Below are 23,713 nucleotides of genomic sequence, written 5' to 3' on the forward strand. Positions count from 1 at the left end.
CGAGGCGGCGCTCGCCGCGATGCGGCCCCTTCGGCCGTGTTCCCCTGTGCGGGTCGGTGTCTGACTGCGAGTCGGAGCCGGCCGGCCCGCGCAACATCTTCCTCCGCGCGGCGAAGAACCTCACTCTCCGGGGATTTCGCGGCAGCGCGAACTTCGACCTCTTAAAGGCGAGGCGGCAGGGGCTCGCGGCCTGGTTGCGCGAGGGCACGACGATCCATCGCGAGATAGCCTACGACGGTCCGAAAACGCGCCGACCCGCATGAACGACGAGCTGGCCGCCCGGACGACCGGCAAGACACTAGTAGGGCTCTGGGACCGACAGGCCGCGACATGCAGTTGTGATTGGTCGAACGGGATGACTCCACGGTGCAGCCGACGACGAGCACGGTGGCGTCATCGGCTGCGCGGCACCGTCAGTCGTCCCCGTCACCGGGTAATGAGATGCCGGCAGCGACGGTGTCAGAGGCGTGCGGTGTCCCGACAAGAAGTGAGCCCAACAGCCACTGCGCTGCGTGTCGAGCGGCATAGCGTCGTGAGTGAACTGGGGTCACTTCAAGCGATCAGGTGATTGACATCACGCCAAGACCTAACTAGGTTCAAACTGATTTCAGTTCAGGTCGCAAGAAGCATAGTGTCGATCGTTCACACGATGGCAGCCGACCGCTCTTGCGACTCCGGCGGACAACAAGTGTCCTTGGTCAAACGTACGTATACACGTCCCGATCATATTGCTGCACTGGTCAGGTCACTCGCGGAGTGGGCATGCCTTCTGTGTGTGGCTCCCCGCTCCGTCCCGAATACGCAGGTTCGCATTCGTCGAACCGATACGAAAGGGCTTTCATGCCATGAGAAGCGTGCCGATAAAGCTGATGGCCGTCGCGGTGGTCGCCGCTTTCGCCTCCGCCGCTTGCGGATCCGGTGGCTCCGATTCCACCGGTCCCGTGTCCGGCGGCTGGGAAGATGTCGTCGCAGCTGCCAAGGGTGAAGGTAGTGTGCTGCTGTACTCGAGCCAGAAGCCCGCCAATCTCGACGCTCTCAAAGTTGCCTTCGAGCAGGAGTATCCCGAGATCTCCCTCGAATATGTCCGGGGAACTGATGCCGACATCAACCCGAAGGTCGAGGTCGAGAATCAGACGAAGCGCGGAACCGCTGATGTGCACATGCTAACCGACGCCGCGTGGATCGAGACTGCCGCCGAATCGGGCACCTACTCGACCGACCTTGTCGGCCCGGCATTCGATGCGCCGGAATACGAACCGCAGACGAGCGTCATCTCCGACAAGTTCTTCTTGACGAGTGCGGCGGTGTTCTCTCTCGGATGGAATACGACAGCGCTTCCGGGCGGTCTGCAGAAGCCCGCAGATATGCTTGATCCCGCGTTGAAGGGCAAGATCGGAATCGTAAACCCTTCCGGTATCGCCTCATACGTCGATCTCTATCGATTCTACGAAAAGAACTTCGGCGCCGATTATCTTCAGAACCTCGCGGAGCTGAAACCACGCATCTACCCGAGTGCGTTGGGGGTCGCTCAGGCCTTGACATCAGGGGAGATCGTCGCAACCCCTATGGTGCAACCCCTGGTGCGGGAAAGGGAATCGGGCGCACCGGTGGACTGGGCATTGCCGACCCCTCAGTGGGGAACTCCATGGTTCACACACGTCCTCTCCGCGGCGCCGCACCCGAATGCGGCACAGGTGCTGGCCAATTTTATGGTGACACCCGCGGGCCAGAAGGCGTTGTCGCTCGGCTACGCGAGCGCGCTTCCCAATATCGAAGGAAGTGTCGCCCGCGCCCAGGACATCGCGCTGCCCAACGCCTCTGATCTCACGCCCGAAGCGCTCACGCAATACCAGTCGGACTGGGAAAAGCGATTCATCCAGTAGGCGCCTTCTTGCGCGATCTGATACGAGATTGCTCGCCTTGATCTACAGGTGGGGCGTCAGCGTTGCGTCGAACCTGGCAGCCGGGGTGTGACGATTGTCTGCCGGTATGGATCCACGGCAGATCAAGGTTGGACCGGAAGAGAAGATTCCACCTCTCGGTCGTGGCGCCCAGCACGAGTTGAGGCGCCCACGCAACGGCACGGCTCACTAATTGGGCTCAGCGCGGTGGGCTTGCGTCAGACGGGGGATGTCCGGCGCCGAGGCCATATTTCGCCCCGCGCAACCATGCAGCTTGATAACCAGATACTCGTGCTCGTGGGCGGCTCCCCTTCATCAGGGGCGCCGCCGCGGCTTCCTCGCCAACCCGGACTTTGTGGAGCGTGTCCGCCGAGGCGCTCCACTCAATGCCCCGGAACCCATCGGGGTCTACGGCGGCGACCACCGCGGGTATACGGACTACCCGACCCTGGAACAGGCACACCCGGTTCGTACGTGACGCGGCACTGAACACACTTGCGGTGCTCTGCGACTCAGAGCTTGACCGCGCTGGGCGCAGGTGACGATGTCGGAGATGTTGTCACGTCGCTCACCCGGTCTTCATCGGTCGCGTTGTCGCAGGCAGGGCGGTTGCAGCTTGCGCAGTCGCTGATTTGCGACCGTCACCGAGGCTGAAGACGCCACGCCGCGGGCGAGTGTGCGCCGGTCGGTTCTCGCCGCCGCCGTCGAGGTGGTCGACTCGCTGGAGGCTGCGCCGATCTTGGCCCCGATGAGTGAGCCGATCCGCAGCGTCGCGCAATAACGGTGCAGGGCGTGGGAGTTGGTCGGGTTGCCGATCGGCTGGTGACCGGACTACCGATACCTGGTGTTCCAATCGATCGGAGCCGGCACGAGATTCACGATTTGGTCCGGTATGCGAACCGGCGACTCGAAGTTGCGGATGATCCGTACGGTGCGGCGAGTTGGTGGCTGACCGCGACCGAGAATCCTCGGCGGCCGTACCCCGCTCGAGGACTTCGAGGCCGGGGAGCTGACCGAGATCGCGATCACAGGGTCTTCGACACGGCCCGCCCGGGCATGTGTGCGGGTGCGCACCGAGGACACGGTCACCGACTACTACGCACCCGGAAAGACCGATCTCGACTAGGGTGTGTCTCCCAATGATTTGTGGTGTTGTGCTGCAGACTCTTCGGTGTGGCAGACGTTGTTGATCGGTTTGAGGTGTTGACGGACAAGCAGTGGGAGTTGCTCGAGCTGCTGTTGCCCAGTTCCGACGGGCTCCGGGGGCGGAAGTTCCGGAACAATCGTGTGGTGGTCGAGGGGATGCTGTATCGACTGCGGACCGGGTTGCCCTGGCGAGATCTCCCGTCGCATTTCGGGCCGTGGAAGACGGTGTGGAAGCGACATCGCCGCTACGCCGGAGACGGAACCTGGGATCGGGTGCTGACGGCTCTGGTCGCGATGGCCGACGCCGGCGGGAACCTGGACTGGGCGGTATCGGTCGATTCCACAGTGGTCCGTGTCCATCAGCACGGTGCGAACGCCGCCCGCCACACAGGGGGATCTACCGAATTACACGAACCTCGGTGACGAGCCTGCCGATCACGGCATCGGCCGGTCGAGGGGCGGGTTGACCAGCAAGGCGCACCTGGCGTGCGACGGTCACGGGCGCCCACTGTCGGTGCTGGTCGGCCCCGGCCAAGCCGGTGACAGTCCGATGTTCGCCCACGTACTGGAGGGAATCTGCGTCCCGCGGCTCGCCGGCGGAGCGCACCGCACGCGCCCCGACGAGGTCCGGGCCGACAAGGCGTACTCATCACGGGCCAACCGGGAACTGCTGCGCAGCAGAGGCATCAAGGCGGTAATCCCCGAGAAGACCGATCAGGCAGCGAACCGGGTGAACAAGGGCCGCTCGGGTGGGCGGCCACCGAACTTCGACCCGGAGTCCTACAAGGGGCGCAACGTGGTCGAACGGGCCTTCAACAAGGCGAAACAGTGGCGTGCGGTGGCCACCCGCTACGACAAACTCGCCCTCACCTACCGCGCCGGATTCCTGCTCGCCGGCATCGTCGAGTGGCTCAAACTATTAGGAGACATGTCCTAGTACTGCAACGGCACTTATGGCAGGTGGCCGCGGGTTCGGTAATGACAGGTGCGGGCCTGGTGTTGTCGGCGTCTCCGCCAGTGCGACCAGGACCAGACGTGCTCGTCGGGGCGGGCGTGTCGCAGGATCAGATACACGAGTAGGCGGCGGATCTCGGGTACCGTGTAGCCGATCATGCCCTGATCATCGGTCCCGATTCCCCCTTTACCGCTTCGGTTTTCGTCCCGGCGAGCCAGGCGAGGGCGAGCATCGACAAGGTGATGTGGGCGTACCAGGCCCGGTAGGTGCGCACCTGGTAGTGGTCGAGGCCGGCCTCGTTCTTGGCCTGCTGAAAGCATTCCTCGACCCGCCACCGCGAGCCGGCGATGGTGGCGAGTTCGGTGAGCGTGGTGCGGCGGGGTCCGGCGCAGATGTAGTACGCGATCTCGGTCGGATCCGACAGGGACCGGCGGGCGAGCAGCCAGTGCCCACGCCCGGGTGCCCAGGCGATCCGGATCGGGATCCGCACCCAGGAGTACTCGCGCCTGCCGTGCGCGCCGTCGCCGACGGAGATCCGGCGCCACTGCTTCGCCGGGACCGCGGCGATCATCTCGTCGGCGCGGCCGGAGCGGCCGTGCCGGGTGAACACATCGTCGTTGCAACGGGTGGCCAACACATACGAAACATCGCGTTCCTCGAGCCAGACCCGCAGGTACTTCACCTGCCCGTAGGCCTCGTCGGCGGTGGCCCAGGAGAACGGGACCTGCGCGTCGAGGGCGCGTTCGATCATGCGTTGCGCCAGTCTCGGTTTGGTCGCGAACTCCACCTCGTCGCCGATCCCGGCGGCGCGGCACCGGTCCCGGTCGGCGGTCCACGACTCGGGGAGGTAGAGCTCCCGGTCGATCAAGGCGTGCCCGGCCGCGCTCGCATAGGCGAGGAAGACCCCGATCTGGCAGTTTTCCACCCGCCCGGCGGTGCCCGAGTATTGGCGTTGCACCCCGGCCGAGCGGGTGCCCTTCTTGAGGAATCCGGTGTCATCGACGATCAACACCCCGGCGCGGTCACCGAGCCGTTCGACCACGTAGTCACGCACATCGTCGCGCACCCCGTCGATGTCCCAGTCGGCCCGCCGCAGCAGACGTTGCATCCCGTCCGGGCTCACCTCGCCGGCCCGCTCGGCGAGGGTCCACCCGTTCTTGCGTTCCAGACCCGCAACCAAACCCGTCACATATTCACGGACCCGGGACCGCGGTTCCGACCGGGCGAACCGACCGGAGATCCGCTCATGCAACGCTTCCAACTCGGAAACAACCAAATCAAGGACCACACAACCAGTATCGTCTACCTGTCAAGCAAGTGCCGTTGCAGTACTAGCTGGCCGAGGACTCGGCCGACGAGCTGAAGGCCCCGAAAGAACCGGTCGAAATCGTCCGTCGTCGACGTCGAGGATGCGGAGGCCGCGGAGCCCTTCGAGCTGGCCGTCGCCGACTTGTCCGGTAAGAGTTCACGGTCCGCGTGATCTCGACGCTGAGCTGGGATGGCAGGTGGAACACCCGCAACAGCCGCGACTATTGCGCCGTGGTCGTCGGTGGTTGCTGCTGACGGCGCGAATCCCGCGGCACCGGTGCCAGCTGCGGCCACGCCCGCACCGCCGCGACCCGCCGGTTGATCGTCGACGCCGCCGTGCGCTGCCGGCCGTTCCTCGGCGTTGCGCCGGGTCGGGGATCACGGTGCACACCCTGTCAGTCGATCCACTCGAACACGGTCATCGGCGTCACGGCCGCCAATCCGAGATCGCGGGCGATCAGGAACCGCGCCAGGTTCAGCACATCGAACGCATACGCCCGCACCGTCGCCACGCTGAACGCCCGCCCGGCCAGATGTTTGAGGGACGCGTTCGCCGCCGCGTAACCCTCCCACTCGCCGTCGACCACAAAGCCGTCGTCCGCCGCGTGCACCCGAACGGCCATCGTCTGCCCCTCTCCTATCGACCGCCACCGTCAGCATGCGCCCCATCCAGCCGTCGGCCCCGGACCTCACGCCGCGGACAGAATCGTGTCGCCCGAGAGCCGGTTAACCGATCGGGGATTGTTGGACCAGCTCTGCCGCCAGATCAATCCGAACTCAAGGTTGCAGTGCACGCGTGGGTGCAGAGGACGTTCTTGCCGGATCGCCAGCCTGAGGGTGGACAGTGGTCCGCTCCATCCGATCTCGCGTGTGCGGGCGCGTCCGTTACCGACATTGGTGGTGATCGGCTGCAATCATTCCGGGAGGGTATTCCGGTTGGAAGGAACCGACTCCCCGAATACCTATATCACCGAAGCGGCAATGACCTCGTGGTGCGTTTCGGTGCTGCCGAATAGCAGTGTGTCGCTCTTAGCTCGCCGAAAGTACTTGTGTAGAGGGTGTTCCCAGGTGAATCCGATGCCGCCGTGGATTTGGATGGATTCTTCGGCGGCGTAGGTGAAGGCGTCGGACGCCAGCACATGCGCGATGCTCGCTGCAGTGGCGAGTTCATTTGTTGGCTTTTCGTCGGAGTTCGCAGCGTCCAGCACTGCGGCGTGCGCCAGTTCGAGTGCCACCAGCATGTCGGTGAGGCGGTGCTTGATCGATTGGAACGAGCCTATCGGTCGGCCGAACTGCTCCCGGGTCTTGGCGTACTCGACCGACATTTCCAGGCACGTCTCGGCGGCGCCGACCTGTTCGGACGCCAATGCGACGAGGGCTGACGCCTGGGCGCGTGGCAGCGTCGCATCTAGGTTCGCGTCGCCGACCGCCTGTGCGTGGGCGTCGAAGAACTCGATCCGGGTCAGTGGGCGGGTGGTGTCCAGGGACTCTAGCGGGGTACGCACGACGCCGGGGGCCGCGCCGTCGATGACGGCCAGCTCGAGGCCTTTCTCTCCGCGTGCGACAACGACGAGGAGATCTGCGTTGTCGCCGTTTACCACGAATTCTTGCGTGCCCCGGAGAATCAGCCGGCTGTCACCGGTTGCAGTGGCGGTAATCGGGGTGTCCGAGTAGGGGTACCCGGCGACCAGCGTGGCGGTGCGTTTGCCTGTTGCGATGGCGGGCAGATGTGCGGCGCGGCCCGCGTCCGAGGCGCATTCCGAGAGGGTGAGGCCGGCAAGGCACACGGACGAGAAGTAGGGGGCGTCGGAGATGGTGCGGCCGAGTTCGTGCATCACGACCGAGGTGTCTTTGAGGGTGCAACCGGCTCCACTGAAGCGCTCGGGGAAGGGGATCTCGGTCAAGCCGAGGCCGATGAGCCCTTCCCAAGGTGTGTGTTTCGTATCAGCGTTCTTCGTGAGGTAAGCGCGGACGCTGTCGCGAAGTTGTTCTTGTTCCTGGGTCAATTCGAGGGCCATGTTTGCTCCTAGCGTGGTTCTCTGGGCAGCCCGAGGCCGCGTTCGCCGATGATGTTTCGCTGGATCTCGTCGGACCCGCCGGCGATGCGGTAGCCCGGGGCGCCTAGGAGATGCTCGGTCCAGGCATAGGTGTTCGGGGTGCCCGTGTCGGCGAGGATGCGGGGTCCGAGGAATCGGGCCGCGGCGTCACCGATGCGTTTGAGATTTTGCGTCCACACGAGCTTGGCGATCGAGCCTTCGACTCCGGGGACATGGCCGGCGAGTTCGCGCTCGGCGTGCCGGGCGTTGAACATTGCGGTGGCGCGTTCGTAGACGATGACTTGGGCGACTGTCTGACGCACGTGGGGGTCGTCGGTGATGCCAAGTTGCCTGGCGAGCCTGATCAGGTCGGCTGCGCTGCCGCCGGCGGAGACGATTCCGCCGCTGGAGCTGCGTTCGAATCCGAGGGTGGTCAATGCGACGTTCCAACCGTCGCCGACCTCGCCGAGACGCAGCGAGTCAGGCAGTTCGACGTCGGTGAGGAATACCTCGTTGAAGGTGGAACCGCCGGACATCTGGCGGATGGGGCGGGTTTCGACTCCTGGGGTGTCCATCGGCACCAGGAATGCCGTCATTCCGCGGTGCTTGGGTGCGGCGGGGTCGCTCCGTGCGATGAGTAGTCCCCATTCGGCGAATTGTGCGCCCGAACTCCACACCTTCTGACCGGTGATCTTCCAGCTTGTGTCGGTGCGAACTGAGCGGGTCGTGAGCGCGGCCAGGTCGGAGCCGGCGCCGGGTTCGGAGAACAGTTGGCAGCACAGTTCGTCGGCACGCAGGAACGGTTGCACGAATCGCTGTTTTTGTTCCTCGGTGCCGAGCAGATGGATGGTCGGTGCGATCAGCTCCACAGTCACGAGGATGGTTTCGTGCCGCTCCGGGGCGCGGAACTGACGTTCGAGCTCGACGTAGATCCGTTCGTGGGAGGCGGTCAGGCCCGGTCCGCCCCATTCGGGGCCCCAGGTGATCGCGCCGAATCCGGCATCGACGCGTGCGGATTGCCAGGCCTTGCCGCGGACGAGTAGTTCGCGCTCTTCGGCCTCTGTGCGGTTGTGGAAGATGGCGTAAGACTGCTCCGCGTCGTTTCCTGGCAGGTCGGTGTCGGTGGCCGGCAGATGTCGGTCCAGTCGCTGGGACAGCCACGCGGTGGCGCGCTCGCCGAACGCGTCCAGGTCTTCCGGTGTTGCGGTACTCATGGGTTCTTGCCGTTCGTCAGTGCGGCCATTCGGGCCTCGACCGCAGTCTTGGAGTCCGGATGCTCGGACAGCCGGACGGTGAAGGTCTGTTCGAGTTCGTAGCCGCGCTTGAGGTCCATACCCTCGCAGCCGTTCAACGATTGCTTCGCCAGGGTCAGTGCGTAGCGGCTCTTCGAGGCGATGGACCGTGCGCGGGTGAGTGCGGTGTTCATGAGCGTGTCGTGGGGGACTACCTCGATCGGCGCGCCCCACCGCTCGAGGGTGTGTGCGTCGACGGCTTCTGCGGTGAAGAACAGCCGGCGCATTGCTTGCTGCGGCAGCATGCGGGCGGTGAAGCGGCCGCCGCCCAGTACCCCGACGTTCATTTCCGGCAGCCCGAACGTCGCCTTTTCCGACGCCACCACGAGGTCGCACGATGCGGTCAGGCCAAGTCCGCTGCCTAGTGCCGGCCCGTTGACGGCGGCAATGACGGGGATCGAGCAGTCGATGAGGTTGAACATCGCGCGGCGGACGTTGCGCATCTGCAGTTCACCGCTCGTCGTGTCCATGGTGCGGAAGTCGTTGAGGTCGTTGCCCGCGCAGAACACGTGGCCGCGTCCTGTGAGCACGGCGACGTTGACTGTGGGATCGTCCGATAGCCGGTCGAAGGTCTCGGCGAGTTCGCCGTACATTCGGTGGTCGATTGCGTTGACCTTGCCGCGGGCGAGTTCGACAAGGGCGATCCCTGGTTCGGGTTGGGAGATGAGAATGTGCTCGGTCATGTGGTCCTCACTTCTCATGCGTCGCATGAAGGCTGACGCCGACCATCTGTGGCGGGAGGTTGGTGCGGTTGCGGGTCCAGTCGCGGAGCGCGAACTTCTGGATCTTGCCGCTCGCGGTCTTGGGTAGAACGTCCACCACGAAGACGCTCTCGGGGATTTTCTGCTTGGCGACCTCGCGTCCGGTCAGGAACTCGTGGACGTCTTCGAGGGTGAGGTCCTGTGCGTGGTGTGTGACGACGAAGGCGCAGCCCCGTTCACCGGTCGTCGCGTCCGGCCCGGCGACGACGGCGACCTCGCTGACGGAGGGGTGCTCACTGAGCAGGTTTTCCACTTCGTGAGTGCTGATCTTCTCGCCGGAGCGGTTGATGATGTCCTTGATTCGACCCTCGATGTGGATTGCGCCGGTGTCGTCGAACCGTGCGAGGTCACCGGATCGGAAGAAGCCGTCCTTGGTGAACGCCGCGGCGTTGAGTGAGGAGTCGAGGTACCCGAGGAAGGTGTCGGGGCCGCGCCATAGGACTTCGCCGATGGAGCCGGGCGCGACGGGGCGATCGGCGGGGTCGACGATGATCACCTCGGTGGGCGCGAGGACTCGCCCGTCGGTTCGGGTGCGTAATTGCGGTGTGTCCCAGCGATTGCCTGCTGTGACGGACGGTCCTTCGGTGGCGCCGTACATTCGGACGACGGTGCCGAGCCGATCGGTGGCTCGGCGGGTCAGTTCGTCCGGCATGTCAGCGCCGCCGCAGACGATGTACCTGATCGACGGAGTGGGGCGACCCGCCGAGACCGCGGCGTCGAGCAGCCCTTGCAGGAACGGTGTGGAGAAGATCATGAAGCTGGCGTCGTCGCGGGCAATCTTGTCGAGCGCGGCGGCTGGATCCCACTGATCGTGCAGCACGACCGGCGCCCCGACTAGGAACGGCAGTGTCAAGGCGCAGTTCACCCCGGTCACGTGCGTGACCGGTGAGGGGTTGAAGATGACGTCGTTCTCGTTGAGGCCGAACAACTCGATCATCGAGAGGTTCTCGAATACGAGTGTGTTGTGGCTGTGCAGCGCGCCCTTCGGATCCGCGGTCGTCCCAGAGGTGTACAGCAGCAGGCAGACCTGATCCGGATCCGGCTCTTGCAGTGCGGCAACCACCTTTGCGGCTTCAGCCGGGGCGCCGCCTAGCAGCTCCTTAAATGTGGTCATCCGCTCGTCGGTGCTGCGCTCGTCACGGTCGCCGAGGACGACGACCTTCTTCACGTGCGGCAAGTCGTCGAGTAGCTGGTCATACATGGCGGCGTAGTCGAATCCTCGGTAGGTCGCGGGAATGAAGACGGCCGACGCCTGCGCCTGCCCGAGGATGAACCGCAGCTCGCGCCCTCGGTAGATCGGGATTATGGGGTTGGCGACGGCGCCGAGCTTCATGATCGCCTGGTAGATGATGACCGCTTCGGCCCGATTGGGGAGCTGGAAGGAAACCACGTCGTCGGTGCCGATCCCGTTCGAATGCAGCGCCGCAGCCAGGGTGGTCGCGTCGCGGTCGACGTCGGCGAAGGTCAGGCGTGTGTCGCCGTCGATCACGGCCACTGCATCGGGGAACAGCGACGCAGCGCGTGTCAAGTAGTGCCCGATCGGCTGATCACGCCAGTGCCCTGACTCTCGGTAGGTACGGACAAGGTCGGGCGTCGGTGGGCGCGTCGGCCACATCTTTACCTCCGGGAGATTATTGCGTTCGGATGTTGAGTGGGTGCCACGGGTTGACTGGTGTCACGCTAGCCACTTTCCCTAAATATGTACAGAGTTTGTCGATTCGCGCTCCGGCCTGGGTAGGGTTTGTACGCATGGCGGCTATGCACCGAACTGTCGACGAGTACACCGGGGACGCAATGACGAAGGACGATGCCCATCGCGCAACGGGCAGGGCCCCGAAAATGTCCGAGCGCATCGCGAACCAGATAGCGGACAAGATCCTCGGGGGCGGCATCGAGGCCGGTGACCGACTGTCGACCGAGAAGGAAATGGTCGCCGAGTACGGCGTGGCGCGCACGACTGTGCGCGAAGCCCTCCGCCTACTCGAGAGCCGGGGCCTGGTCACCATTCGGGCCGGTGTCGGCGGCGGCCCGGTCGCGTGCCGGCCGCAATTCGAATCACTGGGCAACACCATGAAACTGTTCCTGCAGCTCGAGGGTGCCAATCTCAGCGACGTCATCGACACCCGGCTCACCCTGGAACCGGTGGTCGCGCAACAGGCCACACCTCGAATTACAGACGGCCAACTGGACGAATTGCAGGCAGCGCTCGACAGCATGCGGACACAGCCCGACGACTACGACAACTTCATCGAGAAGAACGCGCTGTTCCACACCACCATCTACACCGCGTCCGGCAACCCGGTGCTGCGCATCCTCATGGAAACGCTGCTACTGCTGGTACGCGATGCGGAACCCACACGGCACCCTGAGATCACCCGGACCGCCGCCGTCGAAGCGCAGCAGCTGGTGCTCAATGCCATGCGCTCCCGAAATGCCTCCGCCGCAGGAGAGGCGATGGAGGCCTTCGTCCACGACACCGCGAAGTACTACCGTAAGCGCCTTGCACACATCATCTCCGAGCCCGTGCACTGGCAGCTTTAGCGGGTGCATCCCGCAGTTTTCGAAAAATATGTACAGATTTAGCGGCTGCGCGGTTATGGTGTGAAAAGCGCTCGCAGGATATGACTCACCCCCACCTACGGTGAGCGCACCTTCGGTCCACACTCTCCGCACAGAAATGAGACGTTCGTGGCGACCCACACGAATTCCACCTCGCGCACCCCTACCCTCGAGCAAACTAGGCGCCGCGGCGTTCTCGCCGCCGCCGTCGGCACCATCGTCGAGTACTACGACCTCACCGTCTACGCCTACCTAGCCGTGGTCGTCAGCCCACTGTTCTTCCCCGGCAACGATCCCACAGCCGCACTGCTCGCCAGCCTCGCCGTCTTCGCGTCGGCCTACCTCATGCGCCCCATCGGCGGCATCTTCTTCGGCCGCCTCGGGGACCGGCACGGACGCAAGCGCGCTCTGCTGGTCTCCGTGCTGCTGATGGGGGTCGGCAGCCTCCTCATGGCATGCCTGCCGACGTACGCGTCCGCGGGCATCGCCGCGCCGATCCTGCTGGTCCTCGCGCGTCTGGTGCAGGGCTTCTCCGCAGGCGGAGAACTCGGCGGAGCATTGACCTACGTCTATGAGACCGTCGGGGAAAAACGTAAGGGCCTCGGCGCCTCGTTCGTCGCACTCGGCAGCAACGGTGGTTTCGCGCTCGCCGCGATTGCGGTCGGGACCGTGTCAGCGCTCACCACTGAACCGCAGATGACGAGCTGGGGCTGGCGGATCCCGTTCCTGCTGGGCGTCCCCCTCCTGCTCTTCTGCCTGTGGACCCGGACCCGCATCGAGGACACCGCACAGTTCGAGAATGCCGCGGCCACGGACGACCTGGCGAAGTCACCGTTCGCCGAACTCATCCGCACACACCCCAAGCAGGTTCTGCAGGTGTTCGGGCTCGGCGTGGCACAGAACGCCACCGGCTACATGGTGCTCACCTACATCGGCATCCACCTGGTCCGCCAAGGTGGATTCGATCGGACCGCGGTCACCTGGACGACCGCGCTCATCATCGTGCTGATCGCGCTGTTGATGCCGGTCGCCGGTCTTCTCGTCGACAGATTCGGCAGCGTCCCGGTCGCGGCAGCCGGACTGATCGGATCCGGCATCCTTGCTTACCCGGCCATGTCCCTGATGGGCGGTCACGGGCTGGTCGTCGCGGGCGTGGCCTTCTTCGTCTTTGCGCTCGGCACCCCGCTCATCCAGGTCGCCACGGCACCACTGTTCCCGTCGCTGTTCAATTCTCGGGTCAGGCTCACCGGCGTCGCTCTGGGCTTCAATCTGGCGACGATCGCGACCGGCGGAACGGCTGCGTACATCGCCACCTGGCTGATCGACCGGACCGGCAGCGCCTTGTCGCCGGCATACTTTCTCGCAGGATCGTGCCTCATCGGGTTGCTGACGCTACTCAGCATCCGAACTGCAACCTACGGCGGCGTCCGCCGCGAGTCCGCCTCCCACACGGAAGCCGCTGCGTCCGTCGCACGTCGCTGATGTCGTCCACCCGAATGACATTTCCGATCGCTGCGTCTTTGCGACACTTACTACAGGGATCGTCCGTCTCTACCGTGGCGGGGTGACGTGAAGGGGGCAACCATGGCCCTGGCAGTGCGTACATCGCGTGTCGTGCGCGGCATTGCCGCCGCTTCCAGCGCAGTCCTCGCGTCCTTCGGTATCGCGTTGTCCGTGACGTCAACTGCGCACGCTGCGCCAACCGACGTGCAGTTCTTTCTTCCGACATATGGTGTTACGGCTGCTCCGCCCTACATGTTGTCGTCGGCCGTCGGTGGATGGGTCATCGCGCAGGCCGACCTTGAAAAACCGGGGATGACGCGATTTGTAAGCGATGACGCCAACTATTGCTTCTGCAGTATCCAGTGGCGAAACCTTTCGACGGGGGAGACGGGCATAACGCAGGTGGCACCTCGAAGCATGCTGAATCGGGGGTATGTACGGACAGGTCCGGGAGTGCTCGTCGCCTCAGTCGGGATTCCCGGGACTCCGAGCTTCACGTTGCTGCCGGGTGCCGGGGTGTGGACGGTTCCGTAGATCGCTGTCGCCGCCCTATGACAACATCCTCCGCATGAGTCCGATCGTTGACCCGCAGGATGAATCTGCGCTCTACCTCGCTGCCTCACCGCACACCCGCGAGCAGGTACTCGCCAGGCCGTGCCCCGTTCCAGCGACTGCTGGTGTCTACGGCTGGTGGTTCCGCAAATTGCCGGCCGCGATCGACACCTCGGGGTGCGCGACGCGGGACGGGCTCACGCTGCTCTACACCGGCATCAGTCCGAGCAAGCCGCCGACCAACGGCAAGGCTCCTAGTACGCAGAACATCCGGAAGCGAATCAAGACCCACCACACCGGTAACGCTGCCGGGTCGACACTCCGCCTCACGCTCGGTTGCCTGGTCGCGGACGAGGTCGGGATCGAATTGCGCCGTGTCGGATCCGGTAAGCGGTATACCTTCCACATCGGGGAGACGCTGCTGTCGAAGTGGATGGCCGAGAACGCCCTCGTCTCGTGGATCGCGCATGAGGAACCGTGGGACCTTGAGGATCGGTTGATTGCGAGCTTGGACGTTCCGCTCAACCTGGACGGCAACTCGCGTAACTCCTTCTATCTCCAGTTGAAGGCTGCGCGTGCCGCTGCGAAGCGCCGGGCAGATGATCTGCCAGTCCTTCCGAACCCCGGCGTGGGCGGGCGGTAATCGAGGTTCGATCGGGTTTCATCCAAGTGTTGCGACCCAAGGTTCTCGTCAAAGGTTCTGGTAGACCATAGATATGGACAGTGTGGCCGAGATTCGTGGTGATGGACTTGTACGCGACGGTGTTCCTCACTGAGAAACTGCGATTCAGGAGCGTACGCCGGCTTGCGCCGTTCAAGCTGGTGATTCAGCGCCGTATCGAGGGGCGTTTCCTGTCGGGCTTCGATGATCAGCTCGAGGCGGCGTAGGTCGAAGTTCTCGATCGCGATGTCTTCGCGGGTGGGTCGCGCGGGTAACGCGACGATCTTGCGGGACTCTATGTGCACGGCGGGGCTGTTGAGCGATTAGACGCACGTTAATGCGCCATCGCGGAAGCGGAGAACGGAGAACTTTCCGTTCGGGGGGTTGCCATGGACAGCGGAGCCATCTTGTTTGCCGGGGATGCCGACGATCTGGAGTTTATGGTCCCCTGTTGAATCCAGAACCAGGGGACCTGGTGATATTCGGTGGGTGTGCCGCTCAGTGTGCGGGCCAGTGCTCGGGCGTGGTCGACTGCGTTGTGGACTGATTCGAGCCGTGTCGGGGCACCGGCGTGGGTGCAGGAGAAGTGGGCGCAGTCGCCTATGGCCCAACTGTGCGCGTCGCTGGTGCGTAGGTAGGGATCGACCGCAATCCCGTTGAGGTTTGAAAGTCGGCCGCTGTGGCGAGTTCGGTGTTCGGATCGACCCCGATTCCGATCACGACTATGTCGGAAGGGTAGCGTTCGCCGCTCCGGCCGATTGCGGCACAGACGCGGGAGTTGTCGCCCTCGATCGCCTCGCCGAAGACGAGGCGGATCCCGGCGGATGCGTGCGCGTATGCGAAGTGTTGGGACACTCCTCGGATAGGACACGCGCCATGGGACGCTGCCCATGCTCGATCACGGTCGGCGGCCAAGATCATCGGTGAGAACGCCGACGTGGACCGCTTCCACTCGAAGGAGGCGTTCGCTCGACACAGTGGTACCGTGCCGTTACCGGTGTGGTCGTCGATCTGTGCTCGACATCGTCTCTCGCGCAGCGGGAACCGGCAGCGCAATGCAGCCATCCACCGGATCGCGCTCACTCAGGCCCGCTGCAAGATGATGCACGCCTACTCTTGGCCCGCCGCAATGCCAGTAGTGACGGCGGACTGGAGACGCTCCGCTTTCTCAACGCAGGCTCTCAGACGTCGTCTTTCGTGCCATGTTCGCCGACCAATCACTGTCAGTAACCATCGTCGCTGCTTGACAGCGGAGCTAGGGGCAGTCCTCCCATCGGCCCGTTATGGGCGTTGTGAGAAGTAGATGGATCGGAGGGTGGTGGCAATCTGGGGGTCGCAGTCAGGCATCGAGATGACGTCGGCCAGAACTTCGAAGTATCGGGCCGTTGTCATGCCGTATCGGACGAAAATATCTTCCGTGGGCATCTTTCCGTAGGGCGCCCATGCCTGTGCGAAACGTATGAGATCAATGCTTTCGCTTGGTAGCTGACAGTATCGCGCTCGGCGTAGTTCGTCGGATATTCGTGCGCGGCGCTGGCGGCGGTAGGCTTTCAGCTGGTCGGTGATGGAATCTGCGGACAAGGGTGTGTGGTTTCCGGTGGGAGTGCTGCGTTCGGGATTTTCCGAACGGCTAGTCGATTTCGGTTGTTCGGACATGATCGTTTCCTTTTCGCCCGCATCTCGGCCTGCTTGGTGATGAGAATCGTGCCGAGCAGAGATGCACGCTGAGGCTCCTAGTCGATCGCGTGCCAACTCTTGTTTTCCGCGGTGTGTCCCATTGGGGTTGTCGGCAGCGAGAATTGATGCTCGCTCTGCTTAATCGGGGATTGCTGGTCTTGAGGCGTCCAACTTGTGCTGGCAGAGTGTGATGATGCGTTGCCGGTCCGGTGGGTCCAAGCGTGGGCACGGTGGTGTCAGTAGGAGTGTGAGGAGTCTGCGGTAGTACATCGTTGGCTGCAGTCCGAACTCCGGCAAGATGTACTCGTCGAAGTCGGGGAGGGTGTAGTCGTTTACTGCAACTGTTGGGGCCCACCGTAGGGCGAATTCGACGAGTCGGTGATCGTCTCGGGTGCCGTGTCCGGGCACAGAGCCTGGGGTGTGTGCTGGCCCGTTCACTGTAGGTCCGAGGGGTCGAATCCGTCTTCCAGCCGCTGCCGGACGGTGGCGAGGTAGCGGGCGGCGTCGGCGCCGTCGACGATGCGGTGGTCGTAGGACAGTGACAGGTACGCCATCGACTTCACGTTGATCTGGAGTGCGCCGCCGTCACCGAGGGTGGGGACGAGGCGTTCGACGACGGCTCCGATTCCCAGGATGGCGGATTGGGGTTGGTTGATGATCGGGGTGTCGAAGAGTGCCCCGCGGCTGCCGGTGTTGGTGATTGTGAACGTGCCACCGGAGAGGTCGTCGGGGCGGATCGTTCCGGTCCGCACACTGGCGGCGGAGTCGGCGACAGCCCGGGCGAGTTCCGGGATAGGCAACGTATCGGCGTCGCGGATGACGGGCACCATCAGCCCCTTGTCGCTGTCGACGGCCATCCCGAGGTGTACTGCCCCGTGGTAGGTCACCTCGGTGCAGTCGGCGTCGAGCGAGGAGTTGATCACCGGATGCTCGGCGAGCGCGTCGACCGCGGCGGCGACGAAGAACGGCAGGAACGACAGCTTCACCCCGGTCCGGCGGTGGAAGTCTTCCTTCTCCCGGTTGCGCAGCCGGGAGATCTCGGTGACGTCGACCTCGAGGACGGTGGTCAATTGTGCTGATGTCTGCAGAGATTCGAGCATCCGCTGTGCGATGGTTCGCCGAATCCGGGGCAGCTTTTCCACCCGGTCGCCCGCGGCTGACAGTGCAGCAGCCTCCGGGGTAGTCGGGTTCGATACAGGTGCACGTGCCGGAGCAGAAGTGGCGGTTGTCGGTGCAGGCGCGGGAGTTGCCTCGGCAGCGGGTGCCGGCGTGTCCTGGGTATCACTGCCTTGTGCGCTAAGGACGGCAAGTGCCGCGCCGACCTCGACGACAGCGTCTTCCGTGGCGATGATCTCGAGGAGGGTGCCTGCGGCAGGGGAGGGGACCTCGGTGTCGACTTTGTCGGTGGCCACCTCGAGCAATGGTTCATCCTGCTCGATGTGGTCGCCTGGGGTTTTGAGCCAGCGGGTGATCGTGGCTTCGGTGACGTTCTCACCGAGCGACGGCAGCACCACTGTGGTGCCTGTCTGTGTCGTGGTCATTCTGGGTCTTCCTGGGTTAGTCGACGAGGTCGAGCGCGGTGCGGACGATGCTGTCGGTGTCGATGCCGTGGTAGCGGTAGACGTCGTCGAGGGAACCGACCTGCCCGAATTTGCTGACACCGAGCGCGGCGCCGGGGACGTGGTTGATCCCGGTCAGGAATGCGAGGGTGTGCGGGTGCCCGTCGAGGACGGTCACCATCGGCGCCGCCCGGCCGGCGGGGAACACCTGATCGAGGATCCACGACGGGCCGTCGGCGAGGCCGCGGCGCGCCTGCACCGCCTCGAACAACAACCCGGGACTGGTCACGCACACGACGTCGGCGGCAATCCCCTGCTCGGCCAACCGGTCCGCGGCCGCGAGGGTTTCGGTGATCATCGCGCCCATCCCGACCAGCGTGACCGCCGGCTTGTCGCTGTGCCGGAGGGTGTACGCGCCGGCGACCACCTGACGGCGGCGACGCTCCCGGGCGGCGGGATCGGTGGGGACGGCGGCGAGGGTCTGATCGACCGGGCGGGTCGAGAGCCGCAGATACGACGAGGAGCCGTCCGGGCGGCCCAGGCGGGAGATGCTGTCGAGCAGCGTCCACTCGACGTCGATCGCGAACGCCGGCTCGTAACTCACACACCCGGGCTGCTCGAGGCCGATCGACGGGGTCTTGATCGACTGATGCGCCCCACCCTCCGCCGCCAGGGTCACCCCGGACGGGGTGCCGACCAGGATCGACTGCCCACCCGCATAGATGCCGTACGACCAGGGTTCGAGGGCGCGTTCGACGAACGGGTCGTACATCACCCCGATCGGGAACAACGGCTGCCCCCACCGACTCCAGGTGGCACCGAGCTCGCCCATCAACCCGACCAGGTTCGTCTCGGCGATGCCGAGTTCCATGTGCTGCCCGGTGGGCTTTTCCCGCCAGTGCATGATCGTCTCGGCGTCGTCGTCGAACCAGTTGCGGCGCTCGTTCGGCGACCACACCCCCACCTTGTTCAGCCACCCCGCCAAGTTGGTAGTAGAGCTGACATCGGGGCTGACCGTGACCACCCGCTTCGCCGCGTCGGGGGCCTCCCGGGACAGGTCCAGCAGCGCCCGGCCCAAAGCGGCCTGCGTCGTGGACGTCCCGGAGGGGGTGCGGCCGATATCGGCCGGCACCGCGGGCGGGGTTGCCGGTTCGACGGGGTTCCGCCGCAACCGGTCCGCGGTCGCCGCGCACACCTGGCCCGCCGCACTGTCGGTGTCGAACCGGGCCCACGGGTTGGCCGGGTCCATGCCCAGTTCCGCGGCGAGCTGTTCGTACTGCTCGACGGTCAGCAGCGACGAGTGATTCTGCGGATGCCCCTGCGTCGGCAGGCCGCGACCCTTGATCGTGTAGGCGATGATCACCGTCGGGCGGGTGTCGTCGATCTGCGCGTACGCGGCGCGCAGGGCGTCGAGGTCGTGACCGCCGAGGTTCCGGATCGCCCGCAGCAGGGTCTCGTCATCGAGGCCGGCGATGAGCGATGCGATCGCAGCGGCGTCGGGACCGTCCCCGGGCAGCCGCACCCGCACCTGCTCTGCGTCGCACCGGAGCAGCCGCTGGTACTCCGGGTTGGGCATGTCCAGGATCCGGGTCCGCAGCGCCGCACCGCCCGCCCGGGTGAACAGCGACTCGAGCAGGGTCCCGAATTTCACGGTGATCACCTGCCATCCGGCGGCGGAGAACATGGCCTCGAGCCGGCCCGCGGCCATGTTCGGCACCACCCGGTCCAGGGACTGCCGGTTCAGGTCGACGATCCACACGATCTCCCCGAGTTCGGACACGGAGGTGTCGAGGATCGCCTCCCACACCGCGCCCTCGTCCAGCTCGGCGTCACCGACGAGCGAGTACTGGCGGCCCGTGCCCGCAGAACCGATCTGGGTGTTCACGTAGCGGCGGGCGATGGCACCCCAGATCGGGGCCGTCGCGCCGATGCCGACCGACCCGGTCGAATAGTCCACCGGATCAGGATCTTTCGACCGGCTCGGGTACGACTGGAGGCCACCGAATTCCCGCAGCGTCGTCAGATACTTCTCGTCCAGCTCCCCGAGCAGGTAGTTGATGCCGTGCAGCACCGGCGAGGCATGGGGTTTGACCGACACCCGATCCCCCGGCCGGAGCTGCTCGAACCACAACGACGTCATGATCGAGACCATCGACGCGCACGACGCCTGATGCCCACCGACCTTCAACCCCGTCGGATTCGGGCGAACCCGGTTGGCGTGGTGGATCATCGCGGTCGACAACCAGAGCACCCGGCGTTCGATCTCGCGGAGCACCTCAGGGGTCGGTGATTGTTCAGAAGGGGCGTGGAGATCAATCGTGCGAGTGCCGTTCATCATGTCCGTCCTTGCTGTGAGATCCTGGCGCCAACGTTGATCAGCATGCTCAGGGTGTGAGCGAGGCAAATCGTGTGGCAAAGGGAGCCGGACTTGGATGAGGCCGGTCCTGTCGATGACAGCGTTTCGAGCTACCCATCGCGAGGTGCGTTCCGGATGCGGAACTAGAGACAGTCCACCATCCGCATGGGCTTTCGGCAATACCGCTCGCCGAACTTGCGCATTCTGCGAATCATCGCCCACACAAGTGCAGTTGGGGGTTGGCAATATGCCCACCGGGAGCACCGTCGACTCCATCGACGCCTAGATCCTCAAGGCACTGACCGAGGATTCGCGGGCCACCGTCATCGCGTTGGCCGACATGGCCAGCCTGTCCCCCCGAAACACCGTGCAGGCCCGCTCGGCGAGCTCGAAAAACAGGGTGTGCTTCACCCGTTCGAACGCCGAATCGGACCTGGTCGCCCTCGGATACCCGCTGACCGCGTTCATCCTGACCGGTGTCACGCAGCGGAAGCCGACGCCCATCGCGGAGTCGCTGGACGGCATCCTGAGGTGGTCGAGGTGCACGGGACGCAGCGGGGTCACAGACATTCTCATCCACGTGGTGGCCTGCTCGCCCCATCGATGTCGAGGATCCGGCCCGCAATGCGGTAGAAGTCCGATGCGCCAGCTCGCTTACCGGCTGAACTCTCCGCTGGCATAGCTCGTCGACGGCCGTGACCGCGGCGGCGGCTCAAAGTGCTCACCGACGGTCTCGGAAAAGTCTCTGTCGCAGGCAGTCTGCTGAAGTAGTCACGGAGCGATTGGGGATCCGCCTTGGTTGATGCTGAATGCTCGTTCGCGTTTCCCGACCCGTAGTCGACACCATCCTCAGATCTCTAGGATGCGCGACAGGCAGCGACGTCGCACTCCGGATTACCGCCTCGCCGAGTCGCTCCCAGCGCTTTCGATTGCCACAGTGGATTCCCGTAAGCGTCCTGGCCCGTCTGCCAGCCCAATACATGACACACCGCCTCACCCAACGCTCCCCGGAAAGTGGCAGCGGAGCTCAGTCAGTGGTGCGCTGGCTCGAAGAACTCGGTGTCGACTGCGTGTTCGGCATCCCTGGGGAGCCATTTTGCCGGTATACGGCCCGCTGCTCGAATCGACCCGCATCCGACATGTTCTTGTCCGGCAGGAGCAAGCCGACGTCCATGCCGCCACAGGATATGTGCAGGCCGCTGGTAACGGCGGCGGCCACATGGCCACCTCCGGCCCCGGCGCCACCAATCTCGTGACCCCGGCTCGACGCACAGATGCACTCTGTTCCCCGCGTCGCGATCACCGGCCAAGTCTCCCGCGACCTCATCGGCACCGATGCCTTGTAAGACGCTGACATCCGCGGCATCACCATGCCAATCACCAAGCACAACTTCCTGATCACCGACCCGGCCGACTTCCCACGCACCCTCGCCGATGCCTTCCACATCGCCTCCAGCGGACGCCCGGGGCGGCACTCGTCGACATCGCGAAAGACGTTTTGCAGGCTGCAGCCACGCTCTCGTGGCCACCAGAGAAGCACCTGCCTGGCTATCGACCACCTGACGCGCCGTCGCCCGAACAGATCCGCGCCGCAGCCAGCATGATCGGCGAAGCCGAGAGACCTGTTCTCCAAGGTGGCGGCGTGATCAAGGCAGATGCCGCGAGCAAACTATGTCCCACGCGGTGCCGGGCGCCACCGACTGTGCAACAGCGCGGAAGATCTCAGCCGTTGATCATGTTTTGCAGTGAACTCCACTCCGCCTCACGCAGTTCGTTCTTGCGGATCTTTCCGGTTGAAGTTCTGGGAAGATCGTCGACGAACTCGACCGATCGTGGTGCCTTGTATGACGCGATACGTGATTTCACGTGTGCGATGACCTCGGCCTCGTCGATGTGCCCTCCACTGGCAGCCATCACGAACGCTTTTGGTCGTTCGCCCCACTTGTCGTCAGGTGCCCCCACGACGGCGGCTTCGAGTATCGCCGGATGCGACAGAATAGCTTGCTCTACCTCGATCGTCGAAATATTCTCTCCCCCGGAGATCACCACGTCCTTCGCACGGTCGAGAAGTTGCACGTATCCGTCGGGATGCATGACGCCCAGGTCACCTGAGTGGAACCAACCACCCTCGGTTGCTTTCCGCGTGCCGTCCTCGTCGTCGTAATAGCCTTTCATCACAGTATTGCCGCGCATGACGATCTCGCCCATCTCTGTGCCGTCTGCGGCCACGTCGGTCAACTCGCCCGCCGGTGAAAGTCCGGGACGCACAACCCGCAGCCGCTCGGCAGTGATCGTGCCGACACCCTGGCGCGCCGTGAGTTTCGCGTGGTCCTCGACATCCAGCTCGTCCCACTCGGGCTTGGGTTCACAGACGGAGTAGGGTCCGTAGGTTTCAGTGAGGCCGTAGATGTGCACTATCGATGCGCCCAGAGCGCGGATCCTGGCGATGATGGTGGGGCTGGGTGGCGCACCTCCATTGCTGATGGTCAACGGTGTTGTGAGGAGATGGGCCTGCTCAGCGTTGGCCAGGAGGGTCAGAACTGTCGGTGCTCCGTTGAGGTGTGAAATCTGGTGCTCGTCGATCAGCGACCACATGCTGTCGGCGCGCACCGCCCGGTAGCAGACGTGTGTACCGAGCGCGGCAGTGACCGCCCAGGTCGTGCACCATCCGTTGCAATGGAACATCGGCAGGGTCCACAGATACTTGGTGGTCTTACCAAATCCTGAATGTAGGATTCCGCCGAGCGAGTTGAGGTAGGCGCCGCGATGGGAGTACATGACTCCTTTAGGGCGGCCCGTGGTGCCGGAGGTGTAGTTGATTGCTATCGTGCGGTTCTCGTCGTCTATCTCCCAGCGTAGATCGTCGTCCTGGCCGCGAGTGAGCAGCGAGTCATAGCTGTGAAGTTCGTTAGGTGCGGTGAAAAGGCCTTCCACCGTGGGTAGTTCGATCCACTCGTTGACGGTGGCGAAATCTAGTCCGGCGTCGAGCAGCGGCTTCAGTAGCTCGATTTCACCGAAGAGCAGGTGCACACCAGCATGCCCGCAGATGTACTCGATCTCGGCCGCTGACAAGCGTGTGTTGATCGCGACGAGTACACCGCGTGCGAGGGGGACGGCGTAATGGGCGATGAGCAGCTCGGCGGAGTTGGTGGACAGATATGCGACCCGTTCGCCATCCGTAATACCGGAAGTTCGAAGTGCTTTTGCGAGGGCCTGTACTGCGGCGCCGAATTCACGGTAGGTCCATCGGCGCTCGCCGTCGATGATTGCGATTTTGTCGGGCATGACCTCGACTGCACGTTCGAGGAAGCGAATGGGTGTCAATGGAATGTCGAGACCGGTCACGGATCCTCCAGGTGAAGCAGCGCTTCATACGAAGCGCTGGGCGGGTCGGGTGCTTGTTGCGAGTTTGCGGCGGCGACTACGTCGATGCCTCGAGGGGAAGTG

At 64.4% G+C, this 23,713-nt stretch carries 18 protein-coding genes and 3 pseudogenes; 9 read left to right on the forward strand and 12 right to left on the reverse strand.

Going from position 1 to position 23,713, the window contains the following annotated elements; all coding sequences use genetic code 11:
* Positions 1-845 precede the first annotated feature (845 nt).
* The 3 genes and pseudogenes from ACLIVD_RS38640 to ACLIVD_RS38650 all read left to right on the forward strand — a co-directional run bounded on the left by ACLIVD_RS38640 (position 846) and on the right by ACLIVD_RS38650 (position 3,984).
* On the forward strand, positions 846-1,883 hold the full coding sequence (locus ACLIVD_RS38640; protein ID WP_164061873.1) for an extracellular solute-binding protein: 1,038 nt from the start codon (positions 846-848) through the stop codon (positions 1,881-1,883).
* Positions 1,884-2,235: 352 nt separating this feature from the next.
* Positions 2,236-2,379: pseudogene (locus ACLIVD_RS38645) on the forward strand (alkene reductase); the annotation flags it as partial.
* A gap of 695 nt (positions 2,380-3,074) precedes the next feature.
* A protein-coding gene (locus ACLIVD_RS38650; protein WP_491933075.1) for an IS5 family transposase occupies positions 3,075-3,984 on the forward strand; the annotation gives its coding sequence in 2 pieces (ribosomal slippage) (positions 3,075-3,449 and positions 3,451-3,984; 909 coding nt in all).
* A 172-nt stretch (positions 3,985-4,156) separates the two neighbouring features.
* On the opposite strand, the gene ACLIVD_RS38655 is transcribed toward ACLIVD_RS38650, so the two are convergent.
* The 6 genes from ACLIVD_RS38655 to ACLIVD_RS38680 all read right to left on the reverse strand — a co-directional run bounded on the left by ACLIVD_RS38655 (position 4,157) and on the right by ACLIVD_RS38680 (position 10,927).
* Positions 4,157-5,290 carry an IS701 family transposase gene (locus tag ACLIVD_RS38655; RefSeq protein WP_491933241.1) on the reverse strand — a complete coding sequence of 378 codons (1,134 nt, stop codon included), beginning with the start codon at positions 5,288-5,290 and terminating at the stop codon, positions 4,157-4,159.
* A 415-nt stretch (positions 5,291-5,705) separates the two neighbouring features.
* The gene (locus ACLIVD_RS38660) at positions 5,706-5,933 is read right to left on the reverse strand and encodes a hypothetical protein (RefSeq protein ID WP_491933242.1); all 228 of its coding nucleotides are present in this window, start codon (positions 5,931-5,933) and stop codon (positions 5,706-5,708) included.
* Positions 5,934-6,272: 339 nt separating this feature from the next.
* Complete coding sequence (locus ACLIVD_RS38665; protein WP_164061874.1) at positions 6,273-7,328, reverse strand: acyl-CoA dehydrogenase family protein; 1,056 nt, start codon at positions 7,326-7,328, stop codon at positions 6,273-6,275.
* An 8-nt stretch (positions 7,329-7,336) separates the two neighbouring features.
* A complete protein-coding gene (locus ACLIVD_RS38670) occupies positions 7,337-8,560 on the reverse strand; it encodes an acyl-CoA dehydrogenase family protein (RefSeq protein ID WP_491933244.1) in 1,224 nt (407 codons plus the stop codon).
* A complete protein-coding gene (locus ACLIVD_RS38675) occupies positions 8,557-9,321 on the reverse strand; it encodes an enoyl-CoA hydratase-related protein (protein WP_061043360.1) in 765 nt (254 codons plus the stop codon). The genes ACLIVD_RS38670 and ACLIVD_RS38675 overlap by 4 nt, the downstream gene beginning before the upstream one ends.
* A gap of 7 nt (positions 9,322-9,328) precedes the next feature.
* Entirely contained in the window at positions 9,329-10,927 is a 1,599-nt protein-coding gene (locus ACLIVD_RS38680) for an AMP-binding protein (protein ID WP_491933245.1), read from the reverse strand.
* 221 nt (positions 10,928-11,148) lie between these two features.
* Between ACLIVD_RS38680 and ACLIVD_RS38685 the strand changes: the two genes are divergently transcribed.
* From ACLIVD_RS38685 to ACLIVD_RS38700, 4 genes are all read left to right on the forward strand, one after another.
* Positions 11,149-11,940 carry a FadR/GntR family transcriptional regulator gene (locus ACLIVD_RS38685; protein ID WP_082764675.1) on the forward strand — a complete coding sequence of 264 codons (792 nt, stop codon included), beginning with the start codon at positions 11,149-11,151 and terminating at the stop codon, positions 11,938-11,940.
* 147 nt (positions 11,941-12,087) lie between these two features.
* Entirely contained in the window at positions 12,088-13,440 is a 1,353-nt protein-coding gene (locus ACLIVD_RS38690; RefSeq protein WP_095869595.1) for an MFS transporter, read from the forward strand.
* 589 nt (positions 13,441-14,029) lie between these two features.
* Entirely contained in the window at positions 14,030-14,656 is a 627-nt protein-coding gene (locus ACLIVD_RS38695) for a GIY-YIG nuclease family protein (protein WP_206016734.1), read from the forward strand.
* A gap of 101 nt (positions 14,657-14,757) precedes the next feature.
* Positions 14,758-14,901, forward strand: coding sequence for a hypothetical protein (locus ACLIVD_RS38700; RefSeq protein WP_491933246.1), 144 nt, complete (start codon positions 14,758-14,760; stop codon positions 14,899-14,901).
* A gap of 107 nt (positions 14,902-15,008) precedes the next feature.
* Here the strand turns inward: ACLIVD_RS38700 and ACLIVD_RS38705 are convergent, their stop codons facing one another.
* Positions 15,009-15,566 carry an FAD-dependent oxidoreductase gene (locus ACLIVD_RS38705; RefSeq protein WP_491933247.1) on the reverse strand — a complete coding sequence of 186 codons (558 nt, stop codon included), beginning with the start codon at positions 15,564-15,566 and terminating at the stop codon, positions 15,009-15,011.
* Positions 15,567-15,578: 12 nt separating this feature from the next.
* Between ACLIVD_RS38705 and ACLIVD_RS38710 the strand changes: the two are divergent.
* Positions 15,579-15,767, forward strand: a pseudogene (locus ACLIVD_RS38710) (transposase); the annotation flags it as partial.
* A 188-nt stretch (positions 15,768-15,955) separates the two neighbouring features.
* Here ACLIVD_RS38710 and ACLIVD_RS38715 read toward each other — a convergent pair.
* The 4 genes from ACLIVD_RS38715 to ACLIVD_RS38730 form a co-directional block, all read right to left on the reverse strand.
* Complete coding sequence (locus ACLIVD_RS38715) at positions 15,956-16,330, reverse strand: hypothetical protein (RefSeq protein ID WP_206016993.1); 375 nt, start codon at positions 16,328-16,330, stop codon at positions 15,956-15,958.
* Positions 16,331-16,785: 455 nt separating this feature from the next.
* Positions 16,786-17,892: a 2-oxo acid dehydrogenase subunit E2 gene (locus ACLIVD_RS38720; RefSeq protein ID WP_206016737.1), complete on the reverse strand. Its 1,107-nt coding sequence runs from the start codon at positions 17,890-17,892 to the stop codon at positions 16,786-16,788.
* A gap of 16 nt (positions 17,893-17,908) precedes the next feature.
* Positions 17,909-20,245, reverse strand: coding sequence for a thiamine pyrophosphate-binding protein (locus ACLIVD_RS38725; protein WP_491933520.1), 2,337 nt, complete (start codon positions 20,243-20,245; stop codon positions 17,909-17,911).
* Between the two features lie 303 nt (positions 20,246-20,548).
* Positions 20,549-20,836 carry a hypothetical protein gene (locus ACLIVD_RS38730; RefSeq protein WP_133987642.1) on the reverse strand — a complete coding sequence of 96 codons (288 nt, stop codon included), beginning with the start codon at positions 20,834-20,836 and terminating at the stop codon, positions 20,549-20,551.
* A 410-nt stretch (positions 20,837-21,246) separates the two neighbouring features.
* On the opposite strand from ACLIVD_RS38730, the pseudogene ACLIVD_RS38735 reads away from it, so the two are divergent.
* A pseudogene (locus ACLIVD_RS38735) lies at positions 21,247-21,938 on the forward strand (thiamine pyrophosphate-binding protein); the annotation flags it as partial.
* Positions 21,939-21,988: 50 nt separating this feature from the next.
* Here ACLIVD_RS38735 and ACLIVD_RS38740 read toward each other — a convergent pair.
* On the reverse strand, positions 21,989-23,611 hold the full coding sequence (locus ACLIVD_RS38740) for an AMP-binding protein (protein ID WP_491933248.1): 1,623 nt from the start codon (positions 23,609-23,611) through the stop codon (positions 21,989-21,991).
* Between the last annotated feature and the right edge of the window lie 102 nt (positions 23,612-23,713).

It is taken from the genome of Rhodococcus sp. G6(2025), from assembly GCF_058628105.1.